We start from the raw sequence: 12,219 nt of genomic DNA, 5'->3' as shown, positions 1-12,219 counted from the left end.
TTAAGTCGGATTTCTAATTGATATTTAGTTTGTGCTTTTCTGAATCATGCCTATCGCTCTTATCCAGCCTGAATATAGCATCTCTCTGGTTTCTTCATCCATTTTCGGAGTGATGATGCGGTCGTCGCATCTAAGGGCAGCAACTTCCTCCAACGATTTCCATACACCTTGTGCCAAACCATTCATCACCGCTGCACCTAGTGCCGAAGCCTCCTCTATGTTGGAGCAATTGATGGTTGCATCAAGCATATCGCTTTGAAACTGCATCAGAAAATGATTTTTAGTAGGACCTCCGTCAACACGCAGTTCTTTCAGGGATATTCCTGCCTGTATGGTCATCAAATCAACAAGGTCTTTCACCTGATAAGCAATCGCCTCAAGTGCAGCCCTCACAACATGAGCCTTTCCTGTGCCGAGAGTCATTCCATGAATCATAGCCTTTGCCTGCGAATTCCACCAGGGAGCACTCAACCCCGCAAAAGCAGGCACGAAATAGACACCTCCATTATCAGGAATACTTGTGGCGAAGGCTTCCACCTCGGAAGCACTATTGATAAGATTCAGTTTTTCTTCCAGCCATTTAATTGTTGCACCCGTGCAATGAATATTTCCTTCGTATGCATAATACACTTTACCATGAGCGGCAAAACCAACAGACGTTACCAGTCCGCCGGGAGCCACAATAGGTTTTTCTCCGATATTGACCATTACCGAAGAGCCTGTTCCGTAAGTACTTTTGCCCATGCCGGGGTCAAAGCACATTTGTCCGGCAAGCGCACCATGCGAATCGCCCAATATTCCGGCAATCACTACCGGTTGAGTAAAAATCCCGTCGACAGTACTTTCCCCGAAAACCGAGTCACAAGGTTTTGCATCAGGCATCATAGAACGTGGTATAGTGAAAAGATCGAGCAATTCATCATCCCAGTCTAAGGTATGAATATTGAACAGTAATGTGCGGGAAGCATTGGTATAATCCGTTGCATGCACTTTCCCGTCGGTCAGTTTCCACAACAACCACGAATCTATGGTTCCTGCCAATAGTTTTCCTTGTTCAGCCAGCGAACGTGCGCCTTCCACATTGTCTAATATCCACTGAATACCGCTAGCTGAAAAGTAAGGATCGATAATTAAGCCACTCTTCTTTTTTATTTTTTCGGAATAACCTTGCTCCACGAGTTTGGCACAAATGTCGGCTCCACGCTGACACTGCCATACAACGGCACGATAGACAGGCTTACCGGTTTCTTTATTCCAAACTACCGCAGTCTCCCGTTGATTGGTTATAGCAACAGAGCATATACCATCTGCATCTATCTTTCCACTTTCTACTACCTTTTTCACCGTCTCAACAGTGTTGGCGTAGATTTCTTCCGCATCATGCTCCACCCACCCCGGTTTGGGATAGTATTGCTCGTGATGTATAGTAGCCCGATAAAGTGATTCACATTTATCGTTGAACAATACCGCCTTAGTAGCCGACGTACTCTGGTCGATAGATATGATATAATGCTTTTTCATAAATTATTTTTTCAAAAATTCAATCGCTGAGTTATATATACCTTCCGCATCAATTCCATAATGATGGAAGATTTCCAAAGGTTTGGCATGTATTGCATTTTCGTCAGGTATACCCAATATTTTTACAGGAACAGGGTTATTTTGCACTACGGTTTCGGATACAATCGCACCCAGTCCTCCGAAAATGCTGTGCTCTTCCACTGTTATAATTTTTCCTGTTTCACGAGCAGCTTTCAAAATCGCTTCGGTATCGGCAGGTTTTAGCGTGTGCATATCTATCACACGGGCATTCACTCCCTGAGTTTTAAGCCTTTTGCCTGCTTCGTAGCAATGATAAACTGTTTCGCCCGTACCGATAATGGTTATGTCGTTTCCATCCATCAACGTATTTGCTTTTCCGATTTGAAAGTCGAATGAATCATCTTCATAAACATCCGGCACGGCATTACGCCCTACACGAACATATACAGGATGGTCGTAATCGACCAATTGCTCTACCAACTTTTTTGTCTGACGAACATCGCTAGGCAAAACAATTTGCATGCCCGGAAAGGTACGAAGAACTGCAATATCGTGCAAACTGTGGTGTGTGGCTCCTAAAGCGCCATAACTTACGCCACCGCTTACACCCAATATTTTTACGTTATTTTTAGAGTACGCTAAGTCTACTTTCACTTGCTCTAAACTGCGAGCCACATAAAAACAGGCAGGACCACAAACAAAAACTTTTTTGCCTGCCATCGACAAACCTGCGCTTACACCAACTGCATTTTGCTCGGCAATTCCAACCTCTACAAATTGTTCCGGAAGTTCTTTTGCAAAGTCGCCCAAAGTAACCGAGCCTCTGGCGTCGGAAGTTACGGCAACAATATTTTTATCTTTTTTTCCAAGTTCCAACAAAGTTTGAGTAAAACTCTGACGACATGGTATAGTTTGATTTGTGCTCATTATTTTTATATAGTCTGGTAATTGTTAATACATGCTTCAAGCTCCGCAATGCTTTGTGTATATTCACTCTCATTAGGCACGCCGTGATGCCATTTCAAAATATTTTCCATACAGGAAATACCTTTTCCCTTTGTTGTTTTGGAAATAATAAGATGCGGTTTTTTATTTTCGAAATCAATATTATCCAATACCTGCACAATACTTCCCATATCATCTCCATCAACCTCGACAACATCCCAACCGAATGCAGTCCACCGCTCGTCTATTGGTTCCAGCGACATCACATTTTCCGTCGTATCGCTTATTTGTAATCCGTTGCGGTCGATAATTGCCACAAGATTGTCTAATTTGTAATGACTGGCTGACATTGCCGCTTCGTAGATCGAACCTTCGCCTTGCTCTCCGTCTCCCATCAAGACATAAGTTTTATAGTCCTTTTTATCCATTTTAGCAGCAATACTCAATCCCACGCCAATGGACAGGCCATGTCCCAAAGCACCTGTATTCACCTCTACACCAGTAGTTTTCACGGTAGGATGACCGGCTAAGGATGTTCCATATTTCCCATAAGTATCGAGCAATTCAGGCGCGATGAAGCCTCGCCCTTCCAAGGTACAATACAATGCTTCCACACAATGACCTTTACTCATGATGAAGCGGTCACGATTTTCTTTTTGGGGTTGTTGGGGATCAATATTTAATGTGTGAAAATATAGTGCGGTAAGCATATTGAGTGAAGAAAGACCTCCTCCGATATGACCGGCTTTTGCATTATAGACTACTTCAAGCAACCTTTTTCTCAGTTTGATTGCCGTATGCTCTAATCTGTCGATTTCTTTTTTTTCTATCATTTTTATTTCATATTTGTTTCAATCTATCCCTAAAGAAAGAAATAGCAAACACAAATATAAAAATAGAAAAGATAAAACAAAAGAAAAAGTAAATATATTTTTTCGTTTATTTTCGTTTTGGTAAAAAAGAGAAAAAATAGAATTGGAATACTACCTTAATTCTGCAACGGTGTAGGCAATGTCATTATTTTTCAATATCTCTTCGTTCTCTTTCGAAATATTAGAGTCTGTGATAAGTAAATTGATAAGAGACAAGGCTCCAAGGCTTGCGAATGAATTAAGGCCAATCTTACTTGAATCGGCAACCAGATACACCTCGTTCGCCGATTCTATCATTGCCCTTTTCACGCATATATCACTGATACTGGGATATGTGAGTCCCGATTTGAGAGATATCCCCGCTGTGGCCAGAAACAATTTATCTACGTTCAGATTATAAAAGAAATCTGCAGCCTTTTGCCCGGTAAGCGAGAGAGTGGGTGCTTTAAATTCACCACCGGTTACTATCAAGTTTATATGAGGATGTGCGCCTAGTATCAAGGCTATATTTAATGCGTTTGTAATAACGGTTATATTCTGAAAATCAACAAGTAGCTTTGCAATTTCGGTAGTCGTCGAACCGGAATCAAGAATAATGGTATCTCCATTTTCTATGTAAGATATGGCTTTGGTAGCTATTGCTATTTTTTCGGACATATTCTTCTGATTCTGGAGAGTTATGTTTTTTACCCCCGCATCAATATCAACCAATATTGCACCTCCATGTTCCCGTTTGATAAGTCCTTCTTTCTCCAAACGCTCAAGATCTTGCCTGATGGTCACTTCCGTAACTTTAAATATACGACTAAGATCCAATACTTTGGCATGTCCGTCTTCTCTAATAAGTTCTAATATTTTTTCTCTGCGCTGATTAGGTAACATATCCGTTTTGTTGAATATAAAAAGAGTATTTTGTTATTAAATATTTGCCCGATTGGCATTATTTATACACTTTCGTTTATTTTCGTTTCTATATATCAGTGCGCTGTAAAGATGAAGAAAGTATACGAAACAAAAGACACCAAAGTGAGATAGAACAAATACATCTGCCAACGCATACTTATCAGGGCAAAATAGTGGGAAACCACTAAAGAAGCCGTCACTAAGGCTACAAACAGAAATACGAGTGGCTGTGTCGGTATAAATAAATATGCCAGAATAGACATTATCAGAATCATATTGAGGAAGGATACAATACCCCGAACCCTGATTTTATCTTTGTAGCTTTCCGAGTAGTTGTTTATTATGATTATGACCAGAATCACCAGGCTAAAAAGGATCAACCCGAAATCGAGGTAATTGAACCCTACAAAAGGTAAAACCAGCCAATCGATCTGAGTCCAAGTCAGAAAAGGCGTATACATGCCCTCTATATTGTCTTTCGACAGGAAGAAGAAAAGGGCAATCCAATAAATGGAAACAACACCAAGCAACGAGGTCAGAATTGCCTTGAAAGAAAAGGCTCGCATAAATGAAAGTCCGATCCAATAGAGTGGCAAAAACAACAGGATATTGGGCGCAAAAAGACTTCCACATGCAAAATAAAACCCAAAATCGAAAGCCATACGTGCCGAGTTTGGCGACTGATAGCTACTAAACAGCTTGTCGGTTGTCAACAGGAAGAAGAAAGCTGCAAAGTGATAGGGGGTAATCTCCGCCAACAAATGATGAGAACTCAACAACAATAGCGTAATGGAAAACGGCAGATGAGTCCTTTTTCTGATAATTGAATATTTTGAATTCAAATGACTAACCATCAAAGCAATACCAATTGCACAGGCAAAACTTAAACCATACGACAAAGCCAAATGGTTATCAGTAATATATGGTTGCAGAAGGTTCCACAAGTATCCTCCCTCTATCTTCGATACGGGTTCGTCCACTGACGTCAGATAGAACCGCACCCGCAATATTATGGAATATATTACGGCAACATATATGGGAAATGTGCCCTCGGCAACGTATTGTTTGTATGAGTTTTTCACATCATCCTTATTTTAAATCGAAGCCAATGTCGCGACGAAAATATTTCTTATCAAACCCGATCTTTTCCGCATTATCAAAAGATAAAGCCAAGGCCTCATCTTTAGTCTTTCCGTAGGATGTAACAGCGATGACACGTCCGCCATTGGTCAGAGTTTTTCCGTCCGAATCTTTTGTTCCCGCATGAAAAACTATACTGTCCGAAACGTCATTCAATCCGGTTATTTCTTTATTTTTCTCATAATCACCGGGATATCCGCCCGACACCAACATTACTGTTACGGCATACCTATCGTCTATTTTCAAAGACTTATTGTTTAATGTTCCGGTTGCCACACCTTCCAACAGATCAACCAAGTCCGATTCTATACGAGGCATAACAACTTCTGTTTCAGGGTCACCCATACGAACATTATACTCTATCACAAGAGGCTCATCGCCCACCTTTATCAGACCGATGAAAATAAAACCTTTATAGTCGATCCCATCTTTCTTCAGCCCGTCAACCGTTGGAACAACAATCCTTTCCTCAACTTTTCGCATAAATTCGCCATCGGCAAAAGAAACCGGCGAAACAGCACCCATTCCACCCGTATTCAGGCCTGTATCTCCTTCTCCGATACGTTTATAGTCTTTCGCCACAGGCAATATTTTGTAAGAATTGCCATCTGTCAGAACAAATACGGAACATTCTATCCCCGACAAAAATTCTTCTATAACCACCGTCTTGCTCGATTTCCCGAACATGCCACTAAGCATAGCTTTCAATTCTCTTTTTGCTTCTTCCAGATCCTCAATAATCAAAACACCCTTTCCGGCTGCCAAGCCATCGGCCTTCAGCACATAAGGCGATTTAAGAGACTCGAGAAAAGCATATCCTTCGTCCACATTATCTAAGGTAAAACTAGCGTACCGTGCAGTGGGGATATTGTGTTTTTGCATAAACCGCTTTGCAAAGTCCTTGCTACCCTCCAATTGAGCGCCCAATTTGGACGGACCGATAACGGGAATATGGCTCGTATCGGCATCTTGTTTGAAGAAATCATACACACCTTCAACAAGCGGATCTTCGGGGCCTACAACAATCATATTGATCTCATTATCCAAAACAAAGTTTTTTATGGCCTGAAAATCAGTCACCTTTATATCCACATTTTTTGCTATAAGGTTTGTGCCCGCATTTCCCGGAGCAACATAAAGGTTTCCTAATTTTTCGCTTTGTTTCATTTTCCACGCAAGGGCATGCTCACGCCCTCCGCTACCGAGTAATAAGATATTCATATATTTATGTAACTGTTTATTCTATTATTTGCAAAGATAAGAAAGAATCTTAATCTGTTCGAATAAACTGTAGTTTAGTGTTAATTCTTTTGTAAAATAGCCCGTATTTATTCTAAATTTGTAGTTAAAAACAGATAAAAATGAAAAATTTGGCTGCTTTTTGCATCTGTATAATGTTATGTATATTACATTCATGTCAAATAAATAAGGGTATGACACAAAAAGAAATAAAACTGGTGAAGGAGGGTGATATCAACCAGCCAATGAGGGTGCTTCTGGTTACCGACGAGCAAGACTTGAAAACTCTCAGAAAGAAAAGCAAAAATATTCGGAACGAAGAGATCAAGGACAATCCAGACCTTCAATATTTCATCCAACGGCTAACCCGCACTCTGGATGAAGAAATGGGTGTTGGAATTGCCGCCCCGCAAGTTGGGGTGAACGTAAACCTGTTTCTTTTCGTCAGGCTGGATAAGCCGGACTATCCGGTTCAAGTCGCTATCAATCCTAAAATAACAGGACATTCGAAAGAAATGATATGCTTTGAGGATGACGGCTGCCTGTCGATACCCGATTTTAGCGGAAACAGTAAACGCTGGACTTGGGTAGATGTTGAATACAGGAATGAAAAAGGCGAGTTGATAAAGGAACGGCTCGAAGGATACAGTCGAAAAGATAATTTTACAGGAATCATTTTCCAGCACGAATTTGATCATCTGCAAGGTGTGCTTTTCACCGATAAACTGTGCGACTAAGAAAAAGGAATATTGTAATTCTTTTTTGATGTATTGTTTTGTAATAATACAAAGTTTACTAATTTTGCAAACGTTTTGGTGATGATGTTTTATTTCTTAAAGCATTATTGAAAAGGGAATCAGGTGAAAATCCTGAACAGACCCGCTGCTGTAAGTTCTTAACAGTCTTATACAATACTTATACCACTGGTTTTTTATATCCGGGAAGGTCGTGTAAGATGGAACAAGTCAGAAGACCTGCCAAAATAGTAAGTTATAGAGCTTTCGTGGAATAGAGCTTGAGACAAACATGGCAGGTTTAATCATTTTTCGGTAGTTGTTCCTGCAAAGTTTATCCCAACATTATTTTAGAATAGCTTTCATCTTTACGCAAATTGTTGTGCGTGAGGTGTAAGTTACATTCTATGATTCGTGACGAAAGCTGTTTGATTGTAAAAAATTTAAACAGCTTATTATGTTTTTAAGCAGAGCATTTTGTACTATTTTGTTTCTTCCTTTCTGTCTGATTTCTCTGTCGCAGAACAAACTGGATAGCTTGCAACATCTTAATGAGGTTGTTGTTGTAGGTAATAAATACAAGGAAGTTATTCCTTCTCAAAAATTATCGGGCAAAGAGCTTGAAAACCTGAATACCTTTTCGGTAGCCGATGCCATCCGTTATTTTTCGGGTATCCAGCTGAAAGATTATGGTGGAATCGGTGGTCTTAAAACTGTTGACATTCGCAGCATGGGGACCAATCATACGGCTGTCTTTTACGACGGCATTCAGGTTGTCAATGCCCAGAATGGACAGGTTGACCTCGGAAAATTTTCCATGGAAAACGTAGAAGAGATATCTCTTTATAACGGACAGAAGAGCGACATTTTCCAATCGGCAAAAGATTATGCCTCTGCCGGAAGTATCTATATCCGTAGTCGCCGTCCCCGCTTTGAGGGACGTAAAAAGACAAACCTGAAAGCCTCATTCAAAACGGGCTCTTTCGATCTGGCAAACCCTTCTATCCTTTGGGAACAAAAAATAACCGATAAAATCAGCACCTCTTTTCATGCCGAATACCTGAATTCTTCGGGAAAATACAAATTCCGTTACAGGAAAGTGTTGGACGGACTTGTTGCTTGGGATACCACAGCTGTTCGTCAAAACGGAGATATTGAAGCATTCCGATTAGAGGCCGGACTAAATGGTTTTACTGACAGAAACGGCAAATGGAATGTCAAAGCCTACTATTACGATTCGGAACGTGGTATTCCGGGTGCAATAGTGAATAACATCTGGAAGTTTTCGCAACGTCAATGGGACAGAAATTTCTTTGTTCAAGGAAGTTTTCAGGAGCAGATTACCGACCGCTATGAATTTCAGGTAAATGCCAAATACGGACACGACTACCTGCGCTATCTGAACCCCGATACCACCCTGATGCTTATCAACAACGAATACAAACAGCAAGATGTTTACCTCTCAGCCGTCAATAAATACAGGATTACTTCTTGGTGGGATGCTTCTCTTGCCATAGATTATCAATGGAACATGTTGGATGCCGATTTGCGGGATTTTGTTCATCCAAAACGCCATACCGTGTTAGCCGCTTTGGCAACTGCCTTCGATTGGAATCGCCTGAAAGGGCAAGCCAGCCTGTTAGGAACTTTTGTCTTCGATAAAGTTACACGTATACAACACAACTTCGAGGAAGGGCAATCGCTTCCTAATGTAGAGACAGGAACTCCCGACAACAAACAAGAACTGACTCCTGCCATTTTCCTTTCCTATCAGCCTTTCGAGAGCCACGATTTCAATATCCGGGCTTTCTATAAACGCATCTTCCGAATGCCTACTTTCAACGATCTGTATTATACCGAAGTAGGCAATATAGCCTTGAAACCGGAGTATACGACCCAATATAATGCTGGATTCCAATACATAAAAACTTTTCCCCGTAAGATACTGAAAAGCATCGGTTTGCAAACGGACAGCTATTTTATCAAGGTGAAGAACAAGATTGTCTGTAACCCGAAAGGAAGTGCCTTGTTCCGGGCACAGACCTATAATATAGGCTTTGTAGAAATATTGGGTATTGATGTCTCCGCCAAAGCGGAATGGCTGTTCCCCTTTGGGATTCAGGTTAATACAAACGTAGCTTATACTTATCAGAAAGCACGCGATTTTTCCGAACCGGGAGAAGTAACCTACGGCGGACAGATACCCTACATCCCTTGGCATAGTGCTTCGGCTTTTATGAATGCAACTTATAAAACATGGAGCTTCAACTATAGCTTCATTTATGTTGGGGAAAGGTATGACAATTCGGACAATAAACGGGCAAACTACCACCAACCGTGGTACACACATGATTTGGGTTTGGGAAAAGAATTCCGGATAAAAAGCACACGACTGAAACTTTCAGCAGAAGTCAACAATCTCTTCGACCAACAATATGACGTAGTAATCAATTATCCCATGCCGGGACGCAATTATAAACTTTCATTGAAATTAGAAATATGAGAAAGATAATACCTTTTTTGCTTACACTCACTTTTATCTGCTTTTCTTGCCGCAAAGATGACGATATTTTTGAACCGGAAATAATCAGACCTTCCTTACCGGAATATACTTCCATTCAGGGTTTCTATCTGCTCAACGAAGGCAATATGGGCAGTAATAAATCCACGCTCGATTATTACGATTACGAAACCGGGACTTACAGCCGTAATATTTTTGCCTCAGCTAACCCTACGGTAGTAAAAGAGATGGGCGATGTGGGCAACGATTTACAAATCTATGGAGACAGGCTCTATGCAGTTATCAATTGCTCAAACAAAATAGAAGTAATGGACGCTTCAAATGCTAAACGCATCGGGCAGATTGAGATAGCCAACTGCCGTTATATTCGTTTCCATGAGGGATATGCGTATGCAACTTCCTATGCCGGACCTGTAGAACTAGACCCCTATTACACGCAACGGGGTTATGTAGCAAAAATTGATACGGCTACGTTGGAAGTCATAGACCGTTGTTTGGTCGGATTTCAACCCGACGAACTGGAAATTGTTGGTAATAAGATTTATGTAGCCAATTCGGGCGGATATATGTTCCCCAATTACGAAAATACAGTTTCCGTTATCGATATCAAAACCTTTAGCGAAACCAAACAAATTGAAGTGGGCATAAACTTGCATCGCTTGCGGGCAGACAGTCACGGCAACCTTTGGGTAAGTTCACGAGGCGATTATTACAACAACCCTTCCAACCTGTTTTGTATCAACACAAAGACTGATGCTGTTGCCGATACGTTAGGTATTTCTGTTTCCAATTTTCATCTGGATGGAGACTCGCTCTATGCTTACAGTTCCGAATGGAGCTATATTTCCATGACCAATGAAATTTCTTACTGCATCGTGAATGTTGCAAAAAAGGAAATGGTTACCAACAATTTCATTACCGACGGAACAGAACAAAACATTAAGCAGCCTTACGGGATTACCGTTAATCCTATTACCAAGGATATTTACGTAACCGATGCAAAGAACTATGTATCGTCCGGAACTTTATACTGCTTTGATAAAGACGGGAACCAAAAATGGAATGTCAGAACGGGTGATATTCCGGCACATATTGTTTTTCTCGGCAAATTGAAAGAAACCACTAAAAATTTGAATATATGGAAATAAAAAATTTAATCGTTATTCTATCTTGTTTTGCTTCTTCTGCAAGCATCATGGCTCAAAAAAACCCTTATATCGAAAAAGTGTATGACTTTGCGCCTGCACCGGGACAATTTGTAAATAAACTGCCCGAATATGAAGAAGGTGATACAAAAACAGACATGATTCGCAAAGCGGAAGAGTGCATCAAAAATGAAAACAAAGTTCCTATCTCTCTTGGGGCCTATGGCGGCTATGTTATCTTCGGATTCGATCATCCGGTTGCAAATGTAAAGGGAGAGTATGATTTCAAAATCTGGGGAAATGCCTTTGCCTCTGCTACAAATCCGAACGAGGAAAAGACACGCTTCGGAGGCAATTGCGAACCGGGCATCGTAATGGTGTCTTATGATGCCAACGGCAATGGACTGCCGGACGATGAATGGTACGAATTGGCAGGAAGTGAATACAACAAACCGGAAACCATTAAAAACTACCGGCTTACATATCACAAACCCGACGAAAACAAAGTGAAAGAACCCATGCCCGGCAGCCCTTACATAAACGATATAACCTATATAAAATGGGAAAGCAATCAAGGAGATAATGGTTATGTATACCGCAATACGTTTCACCAACAGTCTTATTACCCTCAATGGACAGAAGGCGAATCGCTCACATTTGAAGGGACTAAACTTGCCGACAATTATGTGGACGAAAGCGGAAATGGCTCATACTATGTGCAGTATGCTTACGATTGGGGATATGCAGACAATTTTCCCAATGCAGACGAGCGCTCGGGTTTCAATATCGAATGGGCGGTAGACGCTTCCGGAAATCCGGTAAATCTTCCCTCCATCCATTTTGTGAAAGTTTATACAGGCGTAAATCAATATTGCGGTTGGTTAGGTGAAACTTCCACCGAAATATCGGGAGCCGAAGATCTGCACGTTAATATTGTTACTTCCATAGATAACGACAGTCAACAAAGTTTCCAATTGCTCAAAAACCCTGTCACAGACAATCTGGCTATCATCTCCGATATGCAGCAAACTATAAATATATATAGCCTGCATGGCAACAAGGAAATGTCTTTTATGCTAGAAAGCGGAACAAACAATATAAGCTGCTCACATCTATCTCAGGGAATTCACATTATGAAATCGCAAAACAAAACAATAAAATTTCTAAAACAATAAACT

The 12,219-nt window shown here is 40.9% G+C and carries 10 protein-coding genes and 1 riboswitch; of the genes, 4 read left to right on the top strand and 6 right to left on the bottom strand.

Translation table 11 applies throughout. The features are described 5' to 3' along the window. Positions 1-24 precede the first annotated feature (24 nt). The 6 genes from glpK to purD all read right to left on the bottom strand — a co-directional run bounded on the left by glpK (position 25) and on the right by purD (position 6,623). Positions 25-1,521, bottom strand: a complete 1,497-nt coding sequence (gene glpK / locus D0T56_RS02860) for a glycerol kinase GlpK (RefSeq protein WP_163318622.1) — start codon at positions 1,519-1,521, stop codon at positions 25-27. Positions 1,522-1,524: 3 nt separating this feature from the next. Beyond that, positions 1,525-2,469, bottom strand: coding sequence for a transketolase family protein (locus D0T56_RS02855; protein WP_163318621.1), 945 nt, complete (start codon positions 2,467-2,469; stop codon positions 1,525-1,527). Between the two features lie 5 nt (positions 2,470-2,474). Then, entirely contained in the window at positions 2,475-3,320 is an 846-nt protein-coding gene (locus tag D0T56_RS02850) for a transketolase (RefSeq protein ID WP_163318620.1), read from the bottom strand. Between the two features lie 150 nt (positions 3,321-3,470). After that, on the bottom strand, positions 3,471-4,241 hold the full coding sequence (locus D0T56_RS02845) for a DeoR/GlpR family DNA-binding transcription regulator (protein WP_163318619.1): 771 nt from the start codon (positions 4,239-4,241) through the stop codon (positions 3,471-3,473). Between the two features lie 95 nt (positions 4,242-4,336). Then, the gene (locus tag D0T56_RS02840; RefSeq protein WP_163318618.1) at positions 4,337-5,344 is read right to left on the bottom strand and encodes a hypothetical protein; all 1,008 of its coding nucleotides are present in this window, start codon (positions 5,342-5,344) and stop codon (positions 4,337-4,339) included. Positions 5,345-5,351: 7 nt separating this feature from the next. Further along, on the bottom strand, positions 5,352-6,623 hold the full coding sequence (purD, locus tag D0T56_RS02835) for a phosphoribosylamine--glycine ligase (protein ID WP_163318617.1): 1,272 nt from the start codon (positions 6,621-6,623) through the stop codon (positions 5,352-5,354). A gap of 212 nt (positions 6,624-6,835) precedes the next feature. Here purD and def point away from each other — a divergent pair, with 212 nt between their 5' ends. The 4 genes from def (at position 6,836) to D0T56_RS02815 (ending at position 12,216) form a co-directional block, all read left to right on the top strand. Next, entirely contained in the window at positions 6,836-7,378 is a 543-nt protein-coding gene (gene def, locus D0T56_RS02830) for a peptide deformylase (RefSeq protein ID WP_163318616.1), read from the top strand. Positions 7,379-7,437: 59 nt separating this feature from the next. Further along, a riboswitch (cobalamin riboswitch) is annotated at positions 7,438-7,638 on the top strand. 194 nt (positions 7,639-7,832) lie between these two features. Next, on the top strand, positions 7,833-9,878 hold the full coding sequence (locus tag D0T56_RS02825; protein ID WP_163318615.1) for a TonB-dependent receptor: 2,046 nt from the start codon (positions 7,833-7,835) through the stop codon (positions 9,876-9,878). Then, positions 9,875-11,044, top strand: a complete 1,170-nt coding sequence (locus tag D0T56_RS02820) for a YncE family protein (protein ID WP_163318614.1) — start codon at positions 9,875-9,877, stop codon at positions 11,042-11,044. Before D0T56_RS02825 ends, D0T56_RS02820 begins: the two co-directional genes overlap by 4 nt. Further along, on the top strand, positions 11,035-12,216 hold the full coding sequence (locus tag D0T56_RS02815; RefSeq protein ID WP_185153824.1) for a T9SS type A sorting domain-containing protein: 1,182 nt from the start codon (positions 11,035-11,037) through the stop codon (positions 12,214-12,216). Before D0T56_RS02820 ends, D0T56_RS02815 begins: the two co-directional genes overlap by 10 nt. Positions 12,217-12,219 lie beyond the last annotated feature (3 nt).

It is taken from the genome of Dysgonomonas sp. 520, from assembly GCF_010501095.1.
Taxonomy (GTDB): Bacteria; Bacteroidota; Bacteroidia; order Bacteroidales; family Dysgonomonadaceae; genus QVMP01.
This window is presented reverse-complemented; position numbering and strand designations above follow the sequence as displayed.

Bases quoted from the DNA above. Each gene is read 5' to 3' on its own strand.
- glpK (WP_163318622.1), bottom strand. From the start codon at position 1,521: ATGAAAAAGCATTATATCATATCTATCGACCAGAGTACGTCGGCTACT.
- D0T56_RS02855 (WP_163318621.1), bottom strand. From the start codon at position 2,469: ATGAGCACAAATCAAACTATACCATGTCGTCAGAGTTTTACTCAAACT.
- D0T56_RS02850 (WP_163318620.1), bottom strand. From the start codon at position 3,320: ATGATAGAAAAAAAAGAAATCGACAGATTAGAGCATACGGCAATCAAA.
- D0T56_RS02845 (WP_163318619.1), bottom strand. From the start codon at position 4,241: ATGTTACCTAATCAGCGCAGAGAAAAAATATTAGAACTTATTAGAGAA.
- purD (WP_163318617.1), bottom strand. From the start codon at position 6,623: ATGAATATCTTATTACTCGGTAGCGGAGGGCGTGAGCATGCCCTTGCG.
- def (WP_163318616.1), top strand. From the start codon at position 6,836: ATGACACAAAAAGAAATAAAACTGGTGAAGGAGGGTGATATCAACCAG.
- D0T56_RS02825 (WP_163318615.1), top strand. From the start codon at position 7,833: ATGTTTTTAAGCAGAGCATTTTGTACTATTTTGTTTCTTCCTTTCTGT.
- D0T56_RS02820 (WP_163318614.1), top strand. From the start codon at position 9,875: ATGAGAAAGATAATACCTTTTTTGCTTACACTCACTTTTATCTGCTTT.
- D0T56_RS02815 (WP_185153824.1), top strand. From the start codon at position 11,035: ATGGAAATAAAAAATTTAATCGTTATTCTATCTTGTTTTGCTTCTTCT.